The 21,767-nt window shown below is 35.2% G+C and carries 19 protein-coding genes and 1 riboswitch; of the genes, 4 read left to right on the top strand and 15 right to left on the bottom strand.

Annotated elements, in window-relative coordinates:
* Nucleotides 1–18: 18 nt before the first annotated feature.
* Both ACLTBU_RS05095 and ACLTBU_RS05100 read right to left on the bottom strand, forming a co-directional pair.
* Nucleotides 19–855 (bottom strand): YjjW family glycine radical enzyme activase, encoded by an 837-nt coding sequence (locus ACLTBU_RS05095; protein ID WP_283246116.1) that lies wholly within the window; start codon nucleotides 853–855, stop codon nucleotides 19–21.
* Nucleotides 852–2,330 carry a YjjI family glycine radical enzyme gene (locus ACLTBU_RS05100; RefSeq protein WP_249331106.1) on the bottom strand — a complete coding sequence of 493 codons (1,479 nt, stop codon included), beginning with the start codon at nucleotides 2,328–2,330 and terminating at the stop codon, nucleotides 852–854. The genes ACLTBU_RS05095 and ACLTBU_RS05100 overlap by 4 nt, the downstream gene beginning before the upstream one ends.
* A 147-nt stretch (nucleotides 2,331–2,477) precedes the next feature.
* Here ACLTBU_RS05100 and ACLTBU_RS05105 point away from each other — a divergent pair, with 147 nt between their 5' ends.
* Complete coding sequence (locus tag ACLTBU_RS05105) at nucleotides 2,478–3,110, top strand: superoxide dismutase (protein ID WP_177671260.1); 633 nt, start codon at nucleotides 2,478–2,480, stop codon at nucleotides 3,108–3,110.
* Here ACLTBU_RS05105 and ACLTBU_RS05110 read toward each other — a convergent pair.
* Complete coding sequence (locus tag ACLTBU_RS05110) at nucleotides 3,077–3,985, bottom strand: LysR substrate-binding domain-containing protein (RefSeq protein ID WP_177671261.1); 909 nt, start codon at nucleotides 3,983–3,985, stop codon at nucleotides 3,077–3,079. The two genes, ACLTBU_RS05105 and ACLTBU_RS05110, sit on opposite strands and share 34 nt — an antisense overlap.
* 123 nt (nucleotides 3,986–4,108) lie before the next feature.
* On the opposite strand from ACLTBU_RS05110, the gene ACLTBU_RS05115 reads away from it, so the two are divergent.
* The gene (locus ACLTBU_RS05115) at nucleotides 4,109–5,095 is read left to right on the top strand and encodes a TDT family transporter (RefSeq protein WP_177671262.1); all 987 of its coding nucleotides are present in this window, start codon (nucleotides 4,109–4,111) and stop codon (nucleotides 5,093–5,095) included.
* On the opposite strand, the gene ACLTBU_RS05120 is transcribed toward ACLTBU_RS05115, so the two are convergent.
* The 12 genes from ACLTBU_RS05120 to ACLTBU_RS05175 form a co-directional block, all read right to left on the bottom strand.
* Nucleotides 5,092–5,652 (bottom strand): DUF3793 family protein, encoded by a 561-nt coding sequence (locus ACLTBU_RS05120; RefSeq protein ID WP_412217954.1) that lies wholly within the window; start codon nucleotides 5,650–5,652, stop codon nucleotides 5,092–5,094. The two genes, ACLTBU_RS05115 and ACLTBU_RS05120, sit on opposite strands and share 4 nt — an antisense overlap.
* An 80-nt stretch (nucleotides 5,653–5,732) precedes the next feature.
* Nucleotides 5,733–6,812 carry an RNA polymerase sigma factor RpoD gene (gene rpoD, locus ACLTBU_RS05125; RefSeq protein ID WP_249331103.1) on the bottom strand — a complete coding sequence of 360 codons (1,080 nt, stop codon included), beginning with the start codon at nucleotides 6,810–6,812 and terminating at the stop codon, nucleotides 5,733–5,735.
* Between the two features lie 205 nt (nucleotides 6,813–7,017).
* Nucleotides 7,018–9,021 carry a cobyrinate a,c-diamide synthase gene (locus tag ACLTBU_RS05130; protein WP_412217957.1) on the bottom strand — a complete coding sequence of 668 codons (2,004 nt, stop codon included), beginning with the start codon at nucleotides 9,019–9,021 and terminating at the stop codon, nucleotides 7,018–7,020.
* On the bottom strand, nucleotides 9,018–10,238 hold the full coding sequence (cbiE, locus tag ACLTBU_RS05135; RefSeq protein WP_249331102.1) for a precorrin-6y C5,15-methyltransferase (decarboxylating) subunit CbiE: 1,221 nt from the start codon (nucleotides 10,236–10,238) through the stop codon (nucleotides 9,018–9,020). The genes ACLTBU_RS05130 and cbiE overlap by 4 nt, the downstream gene beginning before the upstream one ends.
* 1 nt (nucleotide 10,239) lies before the next feature.
* The gene (cobK, locus tag ACLTBU_RS05140; protein WP_412217959.1) at nucleotides 10,240–10,992 is read right to left on the bottom strand and encodes a precorrin-6A reductase; all 753 of its coding nucleotides are present in this window, start codon (nucleotides 10,990–10,992) and stop codon (nucleotides 10,240–10,242) included.
* Entirely contained in the window at nucleotides 10,982–11,719 is a 738-nt protein-coding gene (gene cobJ, locus ACLTBU_RS05145) for a precorrin-3B C(17)-methyltransferase (protein WP_177671267.1), read from the bottom strand. Before cobJ ends, cobK begins: the two co-directional genes overlap by 11 nt.
* Nucleotides 11,716–12,756 carry a cobalt-precorrin 5A hydrolase gene (locus ACLTBU_RS05150; RefSeq protein ID WP_249331100.1) on the bottom strand — a complete coding sequence of 347 codons (1,041 nt, stop codon included), beginning with the start codon at nucleotides 12,754–12,756 and terminating at the stop codon, nucleotides 11,716–11,718. Before ACLTBU_RS05150 ends, cobJ begins: the two co-directional genes overlap by 4 nt.
* Nucleotides 12,753–13,508, bottom strand: a complete 756-nt coding sequence (gene cobM, locus ACLTBU_RS05155; protein ID WP_249331099.1) for a precorrin-4 C(11)-methyltransferase — start codon at nucleotides 13,506–13,508, stop codon at nucleotides 12,753–12,755. The genes ACLTBU_RS05150 and cobM overlap by 4 nt, the downstream gene beginning before the upstream one ends.
* Nucleotide 13,509: 1 nt before the next feature.
* The gene (cobI, locus tag ACLTBU_RS05160; RefSeq protein WP_412217962.1) at nucleotides 13,510–14,190 is read right to left on the bottom strand and encodes a precorrin-2 C(20)-methyltransferase; all 681 of its coding nucleotides are present in this window, start codon (nucleotides 14,188–14,190) and stop codon (nucleotides 13,510–13,512) included.
* Between the two features lie 2 nt (nucleotides 14,191–14,192).
* Nucleotides 14,193–15,326: a cobalt-precorrin-5B (C(1))-methyltransferase CbiD gene (cbiD, locus tag ACLTBU_RS05165; protein WP_249331098.1), complete on the bottom strand. Its 1,134-nt coding sequence runs from the start codon at nucleotides 15,324–15,326 to the stop codon at nucleotides 14,193–14,195.
* Nucleotides 15,327–15,447: 121 nt separating this feature from the next.
* Nucleotides 15,448–15,627: riboswitch (cobalamin riboswitch) on the bottom strand.
* A 26-nt stretch (nucleotides 15,628–15,653) separates the two neighbouring features.
* Nucleotides 15,654–17,906, bottom strand: a complete 2,253-nt coding sequence (locus ACLTBU_RS05170) for a HelD family protein (RefSeq protein ID WP_412217964.1) — start codon at nucleotides 17,904–17,906, stop codon at nucleotides 15,654–15,656.
* Between the two features lie 20 nt (nucleotides 17,907–17,926).
* Nucleotides 17,927–18,817, bottom strand: a complete 891-nt coding sequence (locus ACLTBU_RS05175) for a DUF445 domain-containing protein (protein WP_412217967.1) — start codon at nucleotides 18,815–18,817, stop codon at nucleotides 17,927–17,929.
* 162 nt (nucleotides 18,818–18,979) lie between these two features.
* Here ACLTBU_RS05175 and ACLTBU_RS05180 point away from each other — a divergent pair, with 162 nt between their 5' ends.
* Together ACLTBU_RS05180 and ACLTBU_RS05185 are read left to right on the top strand one after the other, a co-directional pair.
* Complete coding sequence (locus ACLTBU_RS05180; RefSeq protein ID WP_412217969.1) at nucleotides 18,980–20,176, top strand: alanyl-tRNA editing protein; 1,197 nt, start codon at nucleotides 18,980–18,982, stop codon at nucleotides 20,174–20,176.
* A gap of 93 nt (nucleotides 20,177–20,269) precedes the next feature.
* Nucleotides 20,270–21,676, top strand: coding sequence for an MATE family efflux transporter (locus ACLTBU_RS05185; protein ID WP_412217970.1), 1,407 nt, complete (start codon nucleotides 20,270–20,272; stop codon nucleotides 21,674–21,676).
* Nucleotides 21,677–21,767: the final 91 nt, after the last annotated feature.

Consider the following 21,767-nt stretch of genomic DNA (forward strand, 5'->3'; position numbering starts at 1 on the left):
TTTCTCCTTTAAATGTTTTTATACAACAATGACTTGCTTACATCCTAACTTCTTAGCAATTTGTTCAAGCTGATTCATTTCTGTTCTAGAAGGTGATCGTAATTTTTTTCCTTCTTCTCTTACTCCCATACTTCTATACTGAATAAGCTTATATCTAATCGAAGCATCATATCCTGTAAGAATACTTGCTGTATAGCGTACTGTCTCTTCATTGTCGAATAACTCTGGTACGACTACTGTCCTTACTTCATAGAGTTTTCCTATAGAAGCAAGATAGTGCAAGTTTGCTAATACAGCCTCATTAGGCGCACCTATATATTTTTCATGAGCTTTAGCATCATACACTTTTACATCTAGCATAAAGCCATCACATAATGCTACAAGTTCTGGCATCTTCTTAAAATCATTAGAACCATTAGTATCAATCATACAAGTTAAACCTTCTGTCTTAGCACGCCTAAACAACTCTACTAGAAACTCTTGCTGTAATGTACATTCTCCACCAGATACAGTAATACCATCAATAAAGCGTTTATAGAGTTTCATCTCTTCAAACAACCTATCTGTATCCATCTTCATTGTACGAGGACTACTACTCTTTTGACATAAAGCGGTACATGTGTCACATTCACAACATCTATCTTTTTCCCACACTATAGTAGCTTCTGCTTGATATAAGGCATCTTTTGGACAGCTCCCTACGCACCTACCACAACCTGTGCAAAGCTGAATAGTTTCAGGATTATGACAATAAATACAATTAAAATTACATCCCTGCAAAAAGATTGCTGTTCGATTTCCTGGGCCATCTACTGAACTAAAAGGAATAATTTTATTAATAACGCCTTCTATCATACACGGATCATTCTTTCTAAAACTTTTCCATTTCTTACTTGACCCTGACCCAGTACAACCGTATCTTGAAGGGTTGCTTCACCACGATCTAGCTTTTCTATTTCACTTTTCTTAACTAGGTATCCTGTAATACGAATTACATCACATTCTGAACTATAAATTGAAATATAGCGCATACCTTCTTCAAAAGCACCTTCAATAATATTTAAAATAGCCTCAGGATTTTGCATAGCTGTTACTTCAAATGGGAAGATATCACCAATTCCTGATGGGAAATATTTATGGAAAGCAGCTGACTGTACAAGATGTTTCCAAAGCTCAGGTTCCTCTCCAATTGGAATACGACACCCTGGACTTGTATTAATATCATCGCCAATACCAACTTGTGCATGTAATAAAAGTTTTTCATTTGTAGCCTTGCAATTTGGACTTGGATGAGTCTCAATAAAGCCATGCATAGTTTCAATAATACGAAGGCCTAGTGCATCAGCTTCTTTAGAATGACCAAAACGTTCTTCCTTAGCTGTCGCACCTAATAAATGGTTAACACATTCTGCCAAGCCTACTAACCCAAACATAGAAGTAAAGTTATCCTTTCTAATAAATTGTTCTTTTACAAGGAAATGCGTTTCAAAGAAAGTGCTTTCTTCTACTAAGAAACGAATACGTTCCTCAATATATTCGGCCATAGCAGCCATAGCCTGAGGTAGTTTTACTTCAAAGAAATCCTCTACACTCTTAGCTGTATGGGCTAATTTAACTAAATTCATACGGACAAGTGTATGGGCACCTCCACCTACTGGAAGTCCATTATAACAACTTGCAATACCATAGTTCCCTAAGTCCTGTGTAAACATCTTATCATTTGCAAAACTTGGTTTAGCTGTTTTTAAAGCTGTTTTAATCCCCTCAATAGCAAAAGCTTTTGGTGTTACTTCACTGTATTTTAAAGTAATATTTGGTGTAGCATTTTCAAGTTCACGTTCTACTTCTAATATAATTTGTCCTGCTTTTGTAGCATATGGTCCAATATTAGCATGACAAAATGAATCTGTAATCGTTCGGTCAATGTGTGTTAAGAATAGCTTAATAGCAAGTCTCGCCTCATCTTCATCTTTTACAAATGGCTCAAGTAATGTATCTAAATTACCGATGTAAACTGGCATCGTTGTAATAGAAGGTACATGTTTATAAAAAATTAAAAGAGCATGTGTAGCTTCCCAAATATTAGTAGGTGGGGCAAGTTCTAAGAACTTACAGCCTTCTTTCATGAATTTCTCGTAATCTGGTAAAATATAACGTGGTCTATAAGGGGCATTTCCTTCAAAAAGATCACATATAATACCCTTATCTCTTAAATCTTGCACTTCTTTACTGATATTTAAAACATTTAGGCTATTTTCTGCATGCCTCGCAAGTGCAACAACTTTCTGTTCAAAAGTTAGAGTCGTGTCTTGTATAATATTTAAGGCCATGTTGTCACTCTCCTTAGCTGTCTATTGTTCTAATGGCTTTCCCTCTATTGTAGCCTATATCCTATGCCTTCGTAAAGCATTAATGTATGGTCTTATGTATTCTGACATATATTAAGAGTACAATCTTATTTTTGAAAGGATGATTTGATGTCTACATTATTTTCTGTTCCTCCTCTACCTTATGCTTATACTGCATTAGAACCTTATATCGATGAAGCAACTCTTCATTTTCATCATGACAAACATCATCAGGCTTATGTAGATAAGCTTAATGAGATTATTACTAACAATCCTCAGTTAGGAGAAAAATCTCTTACCGAACTCCTTACTCATCTTGATTCACTAACAGAACCTCTTAAAACAAATTTAACCAATCAAGGTGGTGGTGTCTATAATCATAATTTCTTATGGTATAACATGGCTCCTAATGCTTCAAAAGAACCTGTAGGCAATTTAAAATCAGCCATAGATACAACCTTTGGAAGCTTTGAAGCTTTTAAAACAGCCTTTAAAGATGCTGCTATTAAAAACTTTGGCTCAAGCTGGACTTGGCTTGTTAAAAATGCAGATAATAAACTCGAGATTTTCAATACACCAAACCAAGTTACACCTATTACTTTAGGGCTCACCCCTATTATGACTATTGACCTTTGGGAACACGCTTATTATCTTAAATATCAAAATAGACGCCCAGAATATATTGATGCTTTCTTCAACATCATTAACTGGGATCGTGCTGAAAATATTTATAATGGTAAACAGTCTCCTGAAGAACTTTGATAAAAGCTCTCTAAAGTCTGAGCAAAAACTTCTATAACTTTCATAGTCACTAAATCTTTAGGAAGAATATAGGAAAAATTTCTATAATAGGTTTCCTCTAACGTGAGCATTTTTACTTCATCACGTAATACAGCATCTTTTGCCACATACCATGAAACCATAGCAATTCCTAATCCATTTTTGACTGCTTCTTTAATAGCATAATTACTCCCAAAAACCAGCTTACTCCTAGGCACAATTTGATGATGTGTTAAAAATACATCTAAGTATTCTCTAAGTCCTGAACCTATTTCTCTTGTTACCCACTTCTGCTCTTGAAGTGCATCATTAGATAGATCCTTTTGAGTAAGTTCATGTGTTTTTGGGAGAATTAAAACAAGTTCATCCTTTAAAAAATAAGTCTGTCTAAACTCCTCCATATGACCCATCCCCTCTATAAGCCCTATATCAATTTGTAAGCCTTGTACCTTACGACTAATTTCTTCTGTATTACCAATGACTACTTCTATCTCCACTTCAGGATACTGCTCACAAAACATCTGCAGAAAGTTTGGCAAAATATATTCTCCTATTGTATAAGTTGCTCCTATTTTTAAATGTCCTTTCACACTACTAGAAAGATTCACGACCTCCTCCTTTGTCATTTCTAAAAGATTAATCATTTCTTTTGCTCTCCTATAAAGAAGCTGTCCACTTTCTGTAATAATAATATTCTTTTGTTTTACCGACCTTATAATGAGCTCTACTCCAAAGAACTTTTCTAAGTTTTTAATGTGAATACTTACACTAGGTTGAGATAAATTAATTTTTTCACTCGCTTTAGTAAAATTCTTGCATTCTACTACTGCTATAAAAGTTTTAAGTTCTTCCAACATATTTTCACCCTAATTCAATTATTAATTTTTTCTATTATATTCATTAAATACATTTATTTTACTTATCATTACACTTTTATTATACTTGATTTATATACATAATAAACGCACTAGGAGGAAATTATGCACCCTATACATCATCGATCTATTAACTTAACAAAACATGATTTCGGTAATATTCCTGTAGCGATTACTGGTATCTCTTTAGGATTCATTACCTTAGGTAACCTTTGGGGAGACTTTGGCGCTTTATGGATTCGTGCTTTCGCTAATTTTTTTGCAGCTACAGCTGTTACGCTTATGCTTATTAAAATCTGCCTTCATCCTAAAAAAAGCTTTGATGAAATGCAGCATTGCCTTATTGGAAGCTTCTATCCTACTATTGCCATGACTCTTATGGTTTTTTCAGGATTTATTGCACGCACCTTTGGGAAACCCTTCGGACAAGCGGTATGGCTTTTTGCTATTGTCCTTTTTATTATACTTGCAGGATTATTCATTCTAGCTCAAACACAAAATTTCCACTGGAAACACGTTGTACCAAGTTGGTTTATCCCTACAGTAGGCATTGGTGTTGCAGCAGTAAGTAGCCCTGCTGTTGAAACCACTTACGTATCTCGCTCTATTTTCTATATAGCTTTTGGCCTCTATATTATCATGCTTCTTGCCTTTTTATATCGCATTGCAACACATGGTAAGGTAGAAGATGATAAACGCGTTACACTAGCTATTATTGCAGCTCCTGCTAGTGTATGTCTAGCTGGTTATTTAGCAACTTTTAGTAATCCTAACCCTATTCTACTTAGTGTTTTAGTGCCACTTGCACTTTTATCTACAGCTTATGTTTATACACTTCTTCCACAGCTTCTTAAAATTCCATTCCACCCAGGTCTGGCTCCACTTACTTTCCCTTTAGCTGTTGGAAGTGTTGCAATTCAAAGGTTTGCACATTACCTTGATTCTATCAATTCTATATGGGCAACCTTTGTCAATCAGCTTTTTTATATTGAACTTTTTGTAGCAACTTTAGTCATTGGCTATATTGTTTATAAACTGTTAAGCTTATTATTCTATAAACTTTCTGTAAGCAAAGCACCTATTCAACATTAAATAGGTGCTTTTAGAGTATTGAGCCGCACTTGGTCGTATGCTTTAAAAAGAGCTTTCGCTCTTTCTTGGTTACTATAAACCTTCCAATAACCTTTTAAAAGACATGGTCTATAAGGATCGTCAGTAAAGGCTTTCACATCTTCTAATGGAATCCCTAGTAATAGGCCAATCTCATGAGGGTAAGAAAATAAAGTATATCTTTTAATCAAAAATTGTATCACACCTTCTAAATCTTCTACAGGATATCCAATCTTTCTTAAATACTCTTCTATAGCCTTATCTTTTATTACATCTTCTAAAGCTTCCTTTCGATATAAAAAAAGAATGATACTCTTTTCCTTATTTCTTAACACTTGCCATTCTAACCCTAATTTTTTCACAACACCTGCTCCATACTGATCCCATCCCTCCCGTATATCTCTTGTTATAGTTAATGTTGCAGCCGGTTTTAAATGTTCTACCACAGGTGCTAGATGATATTTAAAATAAAAATACAAATAATCTTCATCCTTATAATGACTTAAAACCTTATAAAAAATCTGGCTCATTCCTTCCATACCTTCCCTCCCTTGCTTATAGGAATAGTATGGATAAAAAAAGCCTAGTTATTCAGCAAGCTAAATAACTAGGCTTTTTATTATTGTAAATAATCTTTAAGTTTGTTACTTCTACTTGGATGGCGAAGTTTTCTTAAAGCTTTCGCTTCAATCTGTCTAATACGCTCTCTTGTAACGTTGAAGTCTTTACCTACTTCTTCAAGGGTACGTGCACGTCCATCTTCAAGACCAAATCTAAGCATAAGTACTTTTTGTTCTCTTTCTGTAAGTGTCTCAAGTACTTCACTTAACTGCTCTTTAAGAAGTGCAAAGGAAGCAGCCTCGATAGGTACTGGCGTATCCTCATCTGGAATGAAGTCTCCTAAATGACTATCTTCTTCTTCACCAATTGGCGTATCAAGAGATACTGGCTCTCTTGAAATTTTCATAACTTCACGTACCTTTTCTACTGGCATGTCCATAAATTCTGCAATTTCTTCTGGTTGTGGGTCACGACCTAACTCTTGAAGCAGTTGTTTAGAAGCACGCATTAAGCGATTCATAGTTTCTACCATGTGTACTGGAATACGAATAGTACGCGCTTGGTCTGCAATAGATCTTGTGATAGCTTGTCTAATCCACCAAGTTGCATAAGTACTGAATTTAAAACCTTTACGGTAATCGAATTTTTCTACAGCTTTAATCAGACCAAGGTTACCTTCTTGAATTAAGTCAAGAAGGGCCATACCACGGCCAATATATTTTCTTGCAATGCTTACTACAAGTCTAAGGTTAGCTTCTGCAAGACGTTTTTTTGCTTCTTCATCACCTTGTTCAATACGTTCTGCTAATGCAATCTCTTCTGCTCCTGAAAGAAGTGGTACCTTACCAATTTCTTTTAAATACATACGTACAGGATCATCTATACTCATATCATCTGGGAGTGAGATATCGATTTCTTCTTCGATTTCCATTTCTTTCATGTTACCGATAATATCGATACCTTGAGCTTCTAAATATTCATATACCTGCTCGATTTTAGCAGGATCTACATCTATATTCACAAATGCATCAATAACATCGCTCTGCTCTAAAACACCTTTTCTTTCTTTAGCTAAGGTGATAAGTTGTTCTAATTTAGCCTTAAACAGTAATTTGGGATCTTGTACTTGTTCTTTCAATATTCTGTACGCTCCTTTTGCTGATATTTTATGAAAATTTATATTGACTAAAACACTATTCTGTAGTATACTGTAGATTATATTATTTAACCTTTTAATAATACCCTTTTTAAGCTGTCTTGTCAATATTTTAAACATAATTTTTATAATATAATCATAAATCGCCAAAAAACCCTTTACCTTATACTGGTTAAAGGGTTTTTTGTTATAATTTTCTATTATCTGCCATATAAAGAAGTGCATTACATATAGCTGCTGCTACATTACTGCCTCCTTTTCTTCCTCTCGCTACAATATACGGTACATTTTTTTGCATAATTAACTCTTTAGATTCTACGACATTGACGAAACCTACAGGTACTCCAATAACCAGTTCTGGTTTCAATATACCCTGCTCAATATAATCTGCAATGGCAATAAGCGCTGTAGGTGCATTCCCTATAGCAAAAATAATAGGTTTATTAAGACTTATTGCTTTTTTTACTGCTATAGCAGAACGTGTTATCCCTTTTTCTTTAGCTTCTGCAGCTACATCTTCATCTGCCACAAAACAGAAAACTTCCATACCAAACTTTTTAAGTGTGGTTTTATTAATACCTGCTTTAGCCATTTGCGTATCTGTCACAATGCATGCTCCATTTTTAATAGCCGCTAAAGCTAACGTTACTGCATCTTGTGAAAACTTCATATTTTTTGCATAATCAAAGTCTGCACTTGTATGGATAGCACGTTTAATAATGGGTGCTTCAATAGGATCTAGAACAGTTTCACCTAAAATTTCTTCTATCATTCTAAAACTTTCTTTTTCAATCTCATTAGGTAAAACATGCATTTTATCTGGTATTATAGCATACTGGCTACATTTTTCTATAAAACGTTTTGCAAGTTCTGGATTGTTATAAAAATGAATATGAGGATAGCCTGCAAAAATATGTTCATCCGCTATAATAGCTGGCCAGTTTTGCTGTTTATAAGGTTTACGACTTATAAAGCTTTCTCCATTATATGTAGAATCTGAATAATGGAATTCATGCACTCTAAGCTTTTCTCCCTTATCCGTTAGTATATTATCCCTCTCACACTCAAGCTCCATATAACCAAATCTAATAAGGCGTTTTGTCATAAAAGCCTCACCCTTTAAATAACCTACCATTTCATAAGATGTACCATCTAATAATTTAATTTTCTCTTGCAGATACATGAATCCACCACATTCTGCCATACATGGCATACCTTTTTGAAGTGCTTTATAAATAGCACTTTTCATTTCATGATTAGCAGCCAGCTCGGCACTATAGATTTCCGGATATCCACCTCCTAAAATAAGACCTTGTATACCTTCTGGCAATATTTTATCTTCCATGGGTGAAAAAGGAACAAGCTCAGCACCTAATGATTCTAAAAGCTCTAGGTTATCTTCATAATAAAAAGAAAATGCTTTATCTTTAGCAATACCTATTTTAACTTTCTCCTCCTGCACTTTCATTTCCCTCAAGCACCTAGGCTTTTCAACCTGTAACTGTGCACTTGAATTTGCTAAATTGATAAGCCCATCAAAATCAATAGTTTCCCTAGTCTCTTTTCCTAAAATCTCTATTTTATTTGCTAAATCTTCTACTTCTTTTGCTGTAATCAGCCCTAAGTGTCTACTCTCTAAGCTACAAGCTTCCATATGTGGCATAAAACCATATACCTTAAGAGATGTATGCTTCTCTATCATATTTTTGTAGTATACATAACTCATAGAAGATATATCATTTAAAATAACTCCTTGTATAGTGTTTTTTCTAAATTCTATAAAGCCTTTAAGTAATGGTACAATAGATAGCCCCATTCCCTTACAGGAAACTACCAGTACAACCGGCGTCTTAGTTTCATAAGCCAGCTCATAAGAACTTGCCTGAGTACTATCACTTAATCCATCATAAAAGCCCATTACACCCTCTATTAAAGCTATATCTGCTTCTCTCGTATGCTTTTCTAGTAAATAAGTACAATTTTCTTTTCCCATCATAAAGACATCTAAATTATATGAAGGTGTATGAAGTACTTCTTTATGGAACATAGGATCTATATAGTCTGGCCCACATTTAAAAGCAACCACCTTGCGCCCTCTCATATAAAAATTTCTAAGCAGGGCACAAGTTAAAGTTGTCTTACCAGATCCACTTCCTATGGCTGCAATCATAAGCCTCGGTATTGTTTTCATTGTTTTTTCCCTTTCATTGTTATAATAAATATTGGGTTTTGGCCCATCATCATATGGTAATTGCTTACTTCTTTGCTTACAGCCACACTCATCTGTATTACGTCCAAACTCAAATCATAAAGTTTCCCACAATTTAATGCCTCACTTACAGTCTCAAGGGTAATAGCTGTCAAAACTATTGTTAAATTCTCATTTTTTGTAAGGAGTACTTCTAAAATCTCCTTTAAGTTGCCGCTACTTCCTCCTATAAACACTTTATCAGGTGATGGTAATAATTCCATACCTTCTGGGCAAGTCATTTCTATAACATCCATATTATAGACTTCAAACTTCTTCTGATTAAGCTTAATGAGTTCTACTGCTTCTGTTTTTTTCTCCAGCGCATAGACATAACCTTTTGGGCATAGCCTAGCCATTTCAATAGCTACTGAACCGGTGCCTGCTCCTATATCATAAACAATATCCTGTTCTATAAGCCCTAACTTCGATAAACATACACTACGTACTTCTTCCTTCGTCATAGGTATCTTACCTCTTATGAAACTTTCATCAGGTAGTCCATAACTTACAACTTTCTTTTCTTCTACAGTTGTTCTTTCAATAAGCATAACAGATAAATCATCAAATTCTTCCTCTATAAATTCTGCTGCCAGTCCTTGTATAATACGCTCTTCTGGATAAGACAGATATTCTCCTACATAAACTTTAACATTCCCCATTCCCTGCTGTGTAAGCATTTGGCAGACGTGCTGCACTTTATATGTGCCACCTGTAAGCACAAACACTTCAGGATGTGTGAGTATTTCTCCTAATACCCTATTCTCTCTTCCATGCACACTCACTGTATGTATAGCATTATAAGGTCTTTGTAACCGATTGCAGAAATATTGTAAAGAACTTATCCCTGTAATATAGTTTATCTTAAATTGCACTTCAAATTTATTTTTAAGCCAACTTGCTATGCTATAAAATCCTGTATCGCCAGACGCTAATACACTCACCTTTTTCTTATCTTTATAGGATGCAATCAGACCTTCCATTTCCCCTAGCTTACAAGCAATCTGTATGCTTTTTTCTGATGCAATAGATCTTGTGCCTTCTATAAGCCTTTTAGGTCCAAGGATTACTTCACTTTCTGTAATACAAGTCCTTGCTTCTTCTGTCAGAAGCCTAGGATTTCCTGGTCCTACTCCAATGATATAAATTATATTTTCCATCTCACTCCTCCATCCACTGATAGATTTGCTCTAACCTAAGACCCTCTTCTTTAACAGGCCTTGTTAAACAAATGACTTCTACCCCTAACGCCTTAGCCGCTCTTACTTTATCTTGCATACCACCTATATCTCCGGAATCCTTTGTCACTAGGTATTTAGCTTTAACATACCTTAATAAAGCCTTATTCATTTCATAAGAAAAAGGACCTTGCATACAAATTAAATGACTCATCTGATATCCTAAACTTATAGCAATCTCAATACCTTTTGGCATAGGTAGCATACGTACATATAGCCTCTGCTCATAGTGGTTAAGTAGTGTAAAAGATGCTAAATCCTTACTACCTGTAGTGAGCAGTACATCGCCTTCCACCTGACTTAGGAAATGGACTATTTCTGCTACATTATCAAAATAATAAATCCCCTCTTCCTTGTCATAGCTCTCTCGGATAATTCTTTTATAAAGCACACCTACTTTTTCACAAGCAGACTTGATATTTTGTGTCACAAGCTGTGCATAGGGATGTGTAGCATCTAACACACAGTCAAACTGTTTCTCTTTAAGCAATTGCAACATAGCCCTTTCATCTAATCGCTCTTCTATAAGATAAATACCTTCTGTATGATGCATCTGTTCTTTTCCATAGTCTGTAGCTACGCTAAGCCATACTTCTACATCTTTTCTTATTAAATACTCTGCAAGCATTCTGCCTTCTGTCGTTCCACCTAAAATAAAAATTTTCTTATACTTCATAACGCTTCTCATACCCTCTAGGTGTAACCATTTTTTCATGAATAAGTCTTGTTTCACTATTGCCTATAATGATTGTAGTAAACATATCTACTTTTGCACTTTTAAGTTCTTCTAAAGTACAAGTATGACTCATCTGCCCTTCTCTTCCAATATGTTGTACATAGCCACATACTGTATCTTTTGCTTTATATTTCATTATTAGATCACAAGCTTTTTCTAAATAGTCATGTCGCTTCTTACTTGATGGATTATAAAGACAAATCACAAAATCTGCCTCTGCCGCAAGCAGGAGACGCTTTTCAATCTTCTCCCATGGTGTAAGTAAATCACTTAAGCTAATGAGTACAAAATCATGAATAAGAGGTGCTCCTAAAACTGCTGCTGCACTACAGGCTGCTGTAACACCCGGTACAACTTCTATATCCACTTCCGGATACATTCTAGCTACTTCATGAACAATGCCTGCCATACCATATACACCAGCATCACCACTGCATACCATCGCTACAGTCTTACCTTTCAAGCATTCCTCCACAGCTATTTTGCAGCGTTCTACTTCCTTCTTCATACCTGTTGCAAGTAACGTTTTGTAACTAAACTGCTCTCTAATTAAATCGACATATACTGTATACCCTACAATTACATCACTTGCCTCAAGAGCTGCTACAGCTCGGTTTGTCATTTCATAAACACCACCAGGCCCAAGCCCTACTACATATAATTTCATCTTAATCCCTCTCTCTCGAATGTCACTGTATAATAAGGCATAGCAAGTGCCATTGTTACCCCATCTAAAGCAACTTTTTTTAAAAGTAATTTACCTCCATCACTCCCTTTAACAGCTGAGCGTTCACATACATTCTCTACACCTGTAATTTGTTTCACAAAAGATGAAGGAGTAAAATCACCTTCTATTTGATTTAATTCATGGGCACTATAAAAACTTATAGACTTATGATAATGAGTAGCCCATTCTAATAAACCTTGTTCTTCCTGCTTTAGGTCTATAGATACAACTTTTCCTATAGCTTCTATCGGTATATCTAATTTTTCTAGCTGCCCTCTTATAAGCCTTTCTATCTGCTCAAAAGATGTTCCTTTTCTACATCCTATTCCTAACGTTAACCCTTTAGGAATGAGCCACAATGTTTCCTTAAAAGGTTTTTTACCCTTATCATATCCAATATAAATACCTATTTCTCCATAGCTACTCTCTAAAACTTGTTTAGGAAGTTTCCCTTCTACAGGGAAATCACTTACAAAACCAATAGTCTTATCCTTCAAAATATCACTTGCTATAGATTTAGCTTTTTTTAAATCTGTTAAAATAAGTCCTCTTTCTACTGCCCATTCATCAACAGCAAAACGCCCCTCTAAATCTGTAGCTGTAGAAATAATGGCTCTTCCACCTATTAAACTTGCAATATACTTGGCACAACCATTAGCTCCTCCTATATGACCTGATACTAAAGGTATAACATTTTGTCCAAGTTCATCTATACATAAAACTGCGGGATCCTTATCTTTACTTACTAGAAAAGGGGCAATAGCACGTACAGCAATCCCTGTTGCTCCTATGTAAATAAGCACTTCATAGTCCTTAAAGTTCATTTTAGTCCATTCTTTTAGAGAACCCTCTACCCCCTTTAGCCCCTCTTCTTTGTATTTAGAAAGATGATAACCCTTGGCATCTTCTAAAAGTTCTCCTAACTTTCTGTTGAGCTTTGCTCCATGTACTGTAAAAGAAATAATGGCATATCTCATTTTGAAGCCTCTCTAAATAAATGGGTAAAAGTAGGGTCATAAAGTTTGGAGCGTTCATATCTATCTCCTAAAAACTCCCCTACTACAATAAGTGCTGTCTTCGTTAAATGGTGCTCCTCTATCATCTGAGGCAACTTTTCAAGTATACCTCTATACACCTTCTCCTCTGGCCAAGTGGCTTTGTAGACAATAGCTACTGGTGTATCTAAGGCATAGCCTCCTTTAAGTAACTCTTCTTTGACCTTGTCAGCTAGACTTATACTTAGGAAAATGACCATAGTAGCACCATGAGATGCCAGTAGAGACAATTCCTCCTTCTCTGGCACAGGCGTACGCCCTCCAGCCCGTGTCAAAATAACAGTCTGACTAACATTAGGCAAAGTATACTCCGCCTTAAGTGCTGATGCCGCTCCGCAAAAAGAACTTACACCAGGTACGACTTCATAATCTGCTCCATAGGTATCTAAAAGATCCATTTGCTCTCTGATTGCACCATAAATACTCGGGTCTCCTGTATGAAGACGAACTATCTTCTGCCCCTTTTTCCATCCTCTAACCATTTCTTCTATCACTTCTTCTAACGTCATAGAAGCGCTATCTAAAATAACAGCTTCCTCTTTACATACTTTGAGTAATTCTGGATTAACTAAAGAACCTGCATAAATCACTAAATCGGCTTCACTAAGTAATCTCTGCCCCTTAACTGTAATTAACTCTATATCTCCTGGACCTGCACCTACAAAATGAATCATTCTATCTCTCCTTTACTACAATGACAGAAAAATAACTACTTTCTTCCACTGTATCTAAACTCTCATGGATTTTTTCATTAGGCATACTTGCACATTCTACTGCCCGTGCTCTTTCATATAAGCCTTTTTCTTTCAGATGCTGTTTAACCTTCTCCATAGATTTACCTGTTTTCATAAGCACCTTAGTCCCTTCTAAATCCAAATAGTCTTCCTTCCCCTTATAAGAAGCAGGGATAATATGTAAACAGTCACTTCCCTCACACAAAGAGTCATTTAAAGCAGCAGCTACACTGCATATAGAAGAGATGCCAGGAATAATTTCTGTTTCATACCCCATCTCTTTTATAAGACGATGAATATACATATATGTAGAATAAATAGTAGGATCACCTAATGTTAAGAAAGCAATATCCTGCCCTTTATCTAAATATCCTTTAAACTCACTTACTACTTCTTCATGCTGTTTTCTTAGGGCTTGTTTATCACGAATCATAGGCATATAGCAATCAATCAGTGTTTGATTCTTAATAAATTCTTTTGCTATATTTAATGCGACCTGCTCTGAATTGCCTGATTTAGGTACTGCAACAACTTGACATTTCTGTATTGTCTCTACTGCTTTATAAGTTATTAGTTTTGGATCTCCTGGACCTACTCCTACACCGTATAATTTTCCCTTCATTTCTACTCCTCCATCTGATAGTCTTTTAATATTTCTAATGCCTTATCAGTCTTACTAATAACGCCCATTTCATTTGAAAACATAATAATTTGTACATTTACTTTATGCTGTACCCTAAAATCTATATGCATTTTTATTTTATTCATGACACTTTGCATGGTACTTTCAAAGCTACCTGCTTCTTTCAAGTGTCTCAATGCTTCTTCTGTTGTTACACTTTCCATAATTCGCTTAATAATATTCGCTTTACATCCACATAAAGCTCCGTGAGCAGCCAGTACTTCCAATCTACCATCTGCATATCTAGAATGGGTATTCATAACTCCTGCTGCTACCTTAACTAACTTACCACTATGCCCGACAACTAAAACTTTTTCAAAGCCTAAATAAGCGATGTAGTCTAAAGCTTCACCTAAATAATTACTGTATTTAACAGCCTTATTTAAATCTAGCCCGAACTTATCCCTTGCAAAGTCCGCTCCATAATTACCAGGACAAATTAAAATGCACTTTTTACCAGCTGCATACTGCACATCTAATTCAGCTTTTATGGTATCAATAAGAGCTGCTTCACTCATAGGTTCTACAATCCCACTTGTTCCTAGTATAGAAATCCCCCCTACTATACCCAATCTAGGATTAAAAGTCTTCTTAGCTACTTCTTCCCCTTCTGGTGCATAAATAATAACTTCTATCCCGCCACTATAACTTACCTCATCACATACTTTTTTTACTTCTTCTCCAATCATTTTGTAAGGCACAGGATTAATAGCAGCACTCCCTACAGGACACGCTAACCCTCTCATAGTGACTCTGCCAATACCAATCCCTCCATCAATATGGACCCCAGCTCCCTTACATCTTCTGACACTTGCATAAATCTTCATACCATGCGTTACATCTGGATCATCTCCGGCATCTTTTACAACAGCACAGCTGACTGCATCCTGACTTCTCTCTATATCACACACTTCTAACGAAAGTGTAATCCCCTTAGGGGTTATAAGCTTAACCTCACTCACTTCTTCATTCATCAAAAGCATTCTAGTAGCAGCCTTAGCGCTAGCTGCTGCACAGCTTCCTGTGGTATATCCATATCTCAATACTTGTTGACCTTTTACAACATATGTATCCATAGGCAAACTCCTTTTTTAGTTATAAAAAAATCTCCCACTACAAGTGGGAGATTTCATGCACGCTAAAATACATAACTGTTTTTCAGTTATGTTTCGCACACCCTCCATCGCTCGTAGAGTTCATAGTGTTTTATTAAAAGGCAGGTCTTCTGACTTAGAATCATCAAAACGATGCCCTTCCCTTCTTTTTTAAGAAAGTGGTTTATCATCGTTTCTCCTCATCACAGCGGCGGGACCGTACAGCAATTGCATCTGTTTCCCTATTAAGCTAGTAAATAGCACCTCTAACAATTATTAAGTTTTTCAAGTAGTATATTAGTGCATCCTCTATGCCTTGTCAATGCTTCCCTTCTTGATGGCTTCTTCTAAGAAAGGACTTATCTGGCCTTTATAAATAAAGGAAAGTCTATGAAGTGCTCTTGTAGTTGCAATATATAAAAGTTGTTTATCAAAAGCTTCTTTATACTTCTCAGCGTTTGCATCATAAACAACGACCCCATCATATTCTAATCCTTTTGCCATATAAATTGGCATAATGAGAATACCTTTTTCAAGTATCGTATCATCTGAAGATAAAATACTAAGCTCTAACTGGTCTTTTAAAGCTTCATAGGCTTCATGTACCTCACCTTTTGTTTTACACAAGATAGCAATACTTTCAAGTCCAGCTGCTTTATAAGTCTTTACCTGATTCACTATCTTTTCATTTAAATCTTCCTCATTATTAGCTTTTTGCATAAGAGGAGCCTCTTCATGTCTTTCAATAGCAATACAAGCCTTTTGATCTTCTCTTAAGTTAATAGCCAACTGATTAATTTCATAAGAAGAACGGTAGCTTTTATTAAGTTCTAGCTTAAGTGCACGTTTAGGATTTAAAAGTTCTATGGCATCATCATAAATCGTATGGCTAGCCTCCTTTTCAATAGTTTGACACACATCTCCTAGAACAGTATACTGTGCACCTTTAAAGAGCTCCCCAAATACTTTGTAATGTATTGGATAATAATCTTGTGCTTCATCAATAACAACCTGTCTAATGCCTTGATAAAGATTAGTACCTTCTATTTTAAGCTTTAAGTAAAGTATGGCAACTCCATCTTCATAAGGTATACACTCTGGTCTTAAAGCGCGTAGGCTATAACGCATCATTTGGAAAGCATTATATGGCATATCAAGTCCTTTAGCTAACTGATTAAAGAGCTTTTCATCTGTAAACATTCTTTTATACACAAAGAAAATATTAACTCTTATAAAACGATTCAGCTGATTGAATACCTCTTGTCTAAATTCATTAAGTACTTCCTTACATCTACGCTCTTCTTCAAAGGCATATGCACCAGAAGCTTCAATTTCTTCTAGTACTTCTTTTCTTTTTTCTTTCTCTAAAGGTTTAATTTTCTCAAGTATAATTCTTTCGATACGATTTAGCCTCTTAACAATAGACATATTAATGGCATTATCTAAGAAATCTTTTTTTAATGTATCCTTATCTACAACAAGTTCCTTATCATAATAAATATCCGTAAATTTAATCATATGTGTTTCACAGTAATCCACCAAACGATCTAAAAGTTCTATATACGCTTTTGAACCTTTAAAAGCAATTGTTTCTCTTACTTTTTTTCTATGCTTACTTCCGATAATATATTCCATTTGACTATTACGATTACGTATACGTAAATGATTTCCAAAATATTTTTCAAAAATATCTTCTACTGTAAAGTGAGCTACATCTTCCTCCCCTAGTTCTGGAAGAACATTAGAAATATATTCTCCAAAAAGATGATTAGGTGATAAAATCATAATCTGATTATGTGTTAAACCACTTTCTAATCTGTCATAGAGCAAAAAGGCCACACGATGCATAGCAATAGATGTTTTACCACTTCCTGCTACGCCCTGCACAATGAGAAGGTCATTTTCCCTATCCCTTATGATCTGGTCCTGCTCTTTTTGAATGGTTTCCACAATATTTTTCATTTTACTGGATGTATTTTTACCTAATGCTTGCTGTAAGAGTTCATCGGTAATCGTTAAGCTACAATCAAAGAAGTACTCTAATTCTCCTTTTTTAATCTCATACTGTCTCTTAAGAGATACTTCTCCTTCAATTTCTCCATAAGGTGCTATATATTTAGCAGGTCCTAATTCACTTCTATAAAAAACACTAGCAATAGGTGCACGCCAGTCATAAGCTAATACCTCATAAGTATCATCATTCATGATATTATGATAGCCCACATAAATAGATTCCTTCTCTTCACCTTCTTCTGCAAAGTCAAAACGTCCAAAATAAGGTTTATCTATCATCTTTTCATATTTTTTTAGTGTTTCTAGTTTATGTTTATACTGAGAGCTTTCAACAGCTTCCATTGTAATATACTGATTAAGCTCAGCCATACGGTCCATCTCATCTGTATAACGTGAGCCCTCTGTATACATTTCTCTTCTAATGTCTACAAGATTTTTTCTCTGTCCTTTTATATCAATACCACAACCTTGAATTTGTTCTTCTAGGAATTCCGTTACACGTTCTAAATACTTTTTTTCTTCTTCTAATGCTGTTTTATATTCGCTCATTTGCCCCATATCCTTCTCTTCTAAAATAAACTCATAATTGTTCCCATGATAACACCGAGTACAGCACCTAGCCATATAATTGCTTTTAACTCTTTATCCATAATATCTAAAATAAGTTTTTCAAGCTCTATCATATCAAAAGCTTTAATTTTATCTTCTACAATCTTTTCAATATTTAGCCCCTCTAGCATATCTCCTAACTGAGTTTCTACAACAGCTGTATACTGCTTCATTAAAATATATTTAATCTTAGGCAAGTATTCTTCTATATGCTCTGCAACAGTTTCAATAGATGCATCTAAAAGCTTATCACCTTCTTTATCAATGACATCATAAATCATATCTTCAGCTTTTTCTTCTATCATCTTGTTAATAAGCTCTTCAATTTTTAATTTAGCAGTTTCGATCATACTATCATTCATAAACATAGCAAACATGCCAAGTTGACCCTTAATTTCTTTACATGCCGACTCTGAAAGACTACTTGCTATATCTAGCTCTACTATCTTTTTATAAGAAAGATCTGTAACTTTTTCTTTTAATGTATCTGATAAGTCCTCAATAACTTTAGGAGTACTCATTTCACAAAGTATCTGCCTTACAGTCTTTTTAGATTGCTTTTGACTTATAAACCATTCTTCTATACCACGTTCTATTTTTGTATACATTTCTTGTGAAAGAAGGTTCTCTTTAAGTGTCTCTTGATTAATAAGTTCTCTAGCTACTACTTCTCCAACGCTATGTGCTATACGATCTCTTTCCTTTGGAATAATTCCTTGGGTAAAAGGCACTCTTTTCCCAAATAAATAAAGGGGTCTTAGTGGTCTAAATAGCATTTTAATCGCAATGCCATTTGTAATATAACCGATTAAGCCACCTACTAAAGGTCCTATTAAAAATTCTAAGTTCATATCCTTCCTCCTTAGATATCCTCTTTTGTCTAGTCTTTTATTATAGCTACCTTATCTTCAAAAAACAATAACCTTTCGCTTTATACCTATACCCTGTTATACTGATAACATTACTTACATTTACTATAACCAATTTTTTATTATTAATAAAGGAGCTATACCATGTCAAAACTTTACTATACTAATCCTTATCAAAAAACTTTTACTGCTGAAGTAGTTTCTATTACTGAAAAAAGCGGAGACTTTCATATTGTTCTTGATCAAACAGCTTTCTATCCCGAAGGCGGTGGCCAGCCAAGTGATACAGGTTTTATAGAAGACTCACCGATCACTTATGTCTATGAAGAAAACGGCACCATCTATCATGTAAGCCCTAAAAAACCAATTAAAATTCATAAGGCGAAATGCCGTTTAGACTGGGCACGTAGACTAGATCATATGCAACAACACATGGCTCAGCATATTCTATCGGCCTGTCTTTTAGATGCTTTCGAGGCTAACACAGTAAGCTTTCATTTAGGTAGGGAAATCTGTACAATTGATATTGATAAAATGCTTACATCTGAGCAGCTTTTAGAAGGAGAACGTCTTGCCAATGCTATTATTAACGAAAATATTCAAGTAGAAATCCTCTATCCTACTAAGCAAGAGCTTAAAAAATTAAATATTAGAAAATCTCTTCCTAAAACTTACGAACCGATTCGTATTGTAAAAATAGGAGACCTAGACATTAATCCTTGCTGTGGTACACATCCTTCTTCAACCATAGAAGTTCAGCTCATTAAACTCATAAAATGGGAAAAGAATAAAACAAATCTTCGTATCACCTTCCTTGCTGGGGACCGCGGTGTAGCAGATAGCCTTTCTAAAGACCAATTTGTACGTCATCTTTGCCATATGCTTAAAGGCAATGAACAAGATGTTCTCACTAGAGTAGAAACGCTTACTCAACATACCAATACCCTTATAAGCGAAAACCGAAAGCTTAAAGAAAAAATTGCAGAATTCGAAGTAAAAGGCTTACTTGAAGAAGCCCCTATTATTCGCAATTGCCACATTGTCAAAAAGTCCTTCTCAAATAGGACACTTAAAGAAGTACAGTTGCTAGGTTCTAAACTTACTGCTACTCCAAATACTATTGCCCTTCTTGGACTTATGCTAGATGAGCAGGCCTATCTCATCTTTATGTGTTCTAAAGAGCTGAAGAAATTTAATATGGATACCCTTCTGAAAGATAGTATTACCCTTATCGATGGCCGTGGTGGCGGCAGTTATTTCTCTGCTCAAGGCGGTGGTAAATCCCTTAGCAATTTAGAATCTGCTTTAGATTATGCTTACTTAAAAATATCTAAATCTTAACTTATGTTCATTGTAATATATAGTAATCTATAGTATATTAATAAGTTGAAATATTAAATTATACTATGTATTATTGGGGAGATGTCACATACAATGGAACTTAGTTTATCTAACTTTTTTAATTGTGAAAAAATGATTAAACCGGCTCAGCAAATTGGTACTATTCCACCTTCTAAACAGATTTATCAAAATACGATTAATCTCGCTTGGCCATCTGCTGTAGAAAGAGTGCTGGTTAGTTTAGTCGGTGCTATGGATACTATGATGGTAGGTATACTTGGTGCAGAAGCTATTGCTGCCGTAGGGATTACACAGCAACCTACCTTTATTCTACTTGCTATTATCTTTTCCCTTAACATTGGTGTAACGGCATTAGTTGCAAGGAGATGTGGTGAGGAAGACTATGTAAGTGCTAATAAAATTCTACGTCAGTCTATTATCTTAGTAGGTATTCTTTCAGCTCTTTTAGCCTGTATAGGGTTTATTTTTGCTAGACCTATTTTAAACTGGATGGGAGCAGGTAGTGACACACTTACTGATGCTACTATTTACTTTAGAATTATTGTTATTGGTATGTTCTTCAACGCACTTAGTCTGAATATTAATGCTGCTCAACGAGGTGCAGGTAATACTAAGATTGCTATGTATACGAATATTACCGCTAACCTCGTTAATCTTGTATTCAACTTTTTACTTATTGGGGGACATTTTGGCTTTCCAGCTCTTGGTGTAGCCGGTGCTGGTATTGCTACTGTACTTGGCAATATAGTAGCTTTTAGTATTTCTACCTATGGGATTATTCGTTCTAAAACACCACTTAAACTTCATCTTAAAGATAGTTGGAAACTAGATTTTAAAATATTAAAAAGTATTTTTAATATCAGTAGCAGTGCTATGGTAGAACAGCTCTGTATGCGTATAGGTTTCCTAGCCTATACTAAAATGATTACGAGTCTTGGTACAGTTGCTTTTGCAACACATCAAATCTGCAATAACATTTTAAATATGACTTTCAGTGCTGGGGATGGTATGAGTATGGCTGCTTCTTCACTGGTAGGTCGTCACCTTGGTGCAAAACGTTCAGACCTTTCTATTATTTATGGTAAAACCGCTCAGCGTATTGGTCTTATCTTATCATCCATTTTAGTATTAGGTTATATTTTTGGACGTACACCTCTTATAGGTGCTTTTACAGACGATCCACAAATTATTGCTCTTGGAAGTGTCATTATGCTTATTGTAGCAGCTGTATCCCCTCTTCAGATTTCTCAAGTTATCATTTCTGGTTCACTACGTGGGGCAGGAGATACTAAATTCGTAGCACGTACTTCTTTTATCAGCATTTTAGTTATTAGACCTATTATTACATATATTCTTTGTTACCCATTAGGACTTGGACTATTTGGGGCATGGATTGCACTACTTCTTGATCAGGGGCTACGTCTTATTCTTAATATCATCCGTTTCTCTGAAGGTAACTGGATTAAAATTAAATTATAAAATACAAAAAAGACTTCTATACTTGTAAGAAGTCTTTTTTTATGCTCTTAAATTTTTTTGAATAATCATTGACTTCTTCACTTTAATGTGA

Origin of the sequence: Zhenhengia sp., from assembly GCF_046966505.1 — a bacterium.
Lineage (GTDB): Bacteria > Bacillota > Clostridia > Lachnospirales > Cellulosilyticaceae > Zhenhengia > Zhenhengia yiwuensis.

Bases quoted from the DNA above. Each gene is read 5' to 3' on its own strand.
- cbiE (WP_249331102.1), bottom strand. From the start codon at position 10,238: ATGGAAAATATAATTTATATCATTGGAGTAGGACCAGGAAATCCTAGG.
- cobJ (WP_177671267.1), bottom strand. From the start codon at position 11,719: ATGAAATTATATGTAGTAGGGCTTGGGCCTGGTGGTGTTTATGAAATG.
- ACLTBU_RS05105 (WP_177671260.1), top strand. From the start codon at position 2,478: ATGTCTACATTATTTTCTGTTCCTCCTCTACCTTATGCTTATACTGCA.
- ACLTBU_RS05120 (WP_412217954.1), bottom strand. From the start codon at position 5,652: ATGGAAGGAATGAGCCAGATTTTTTATAAGGTTTTAAGTCATTATAAG.
- ACLTBU_RS05175 (WP_412217967.1), bottom strand. From the start codon at position 18,817: ATGAACTTAGAATTTTTAATAGGACCTTTAGTAGGTGGCTTAATCGGT.
- cobK (WP_412217959.1), bottom strand. From the start codon at position 10,992: ATGAAGTATAAGAAAATTTTTATTTTAGGTGGAACGACAGAAGGCAGA.
- ACLTBU_RS05185 (WP_412217970.1), top strand. From the start codon at position 20,270: ATGGAACTTAGTTTATCTAACTTTTTTAATTGTGAAAAAATGATTAAA.
- cbiD (WP_249331098.1), bottom strand. From the start codon at position 15,326: ATGGATACATATGTTGTAAAAGGTCAACAAGTATTGAGATATGGATAT.
- ACLTBU_RS05100 (WP_249331106.1), bottom strand. From the start codon at position 2,330: ATGGCCTTAAATATTATACAAGACACGACTCTAACTTTTGAACAGAAA.
- ACLTBU_RS05095 (WP_283246116.1), bottom strand. From the start codon at position 855: ATGATAGAAGGCGTTATTAATAAAATTATTCCTTTTAGTTCAGTAGAT.
- ACLTBU_RS05170 (WP_412217964.1), bottom strand. From the start codon at position 17,906: ATGAGCGAATATAAAACAGCATTAGAAGAAGAAAAAAAGTATTTAGAA.
- ACLTBU_RS05130 (WP_412217957.1), bottom strand. From the start codon at position 9,021: ATGAAAACAATACCGAGGCTTATGATTGCAGCCATAGGAAGTGGATCT.
- ACLTBU_RS05110 (WP_177671261.1), bottom strand. From the start codon at position 3,985: ATGTTGGAAGAACTTAAAACTTTTATAGCAGTAGTAGAATGCAAGAAT.
- cobI (WP_412217962.1), bottom strand. From the start codon at position 14,190: ATGAAGGGAAAATTATACGGTGTAGGAGTAGGTCCAGGAGATCCAAAA.
- ACLTBU_RS05180 (WP_412217969.1), top strand. From the start codon at position 18,980: ATGTCAAAACTTTACTATACTAATCCTTATCAAAAAACTTTTACTGCT.
- ACLTBU_RS05150 (WP_249331100.1), bottom strand. From the start codon at position 12,756: ATGAGATATGCCATTATTTCTTTTACAGTACATGGAGCAAAGCTCAAC.
- ACLTBU_RS05115 (WP_177671262.1), top strand. From the start codon at position 4,109: ATGCACCCTATACATCATCGATCTATTAACTTAACAAAACATGATTTC.
- cobM (WP_249331099.1), bottom strand. From the start codon at position 13,508: ATGATTCATTTTGTAGGTGCAGGTCCAGGAGATATAGAGTTAATTACA.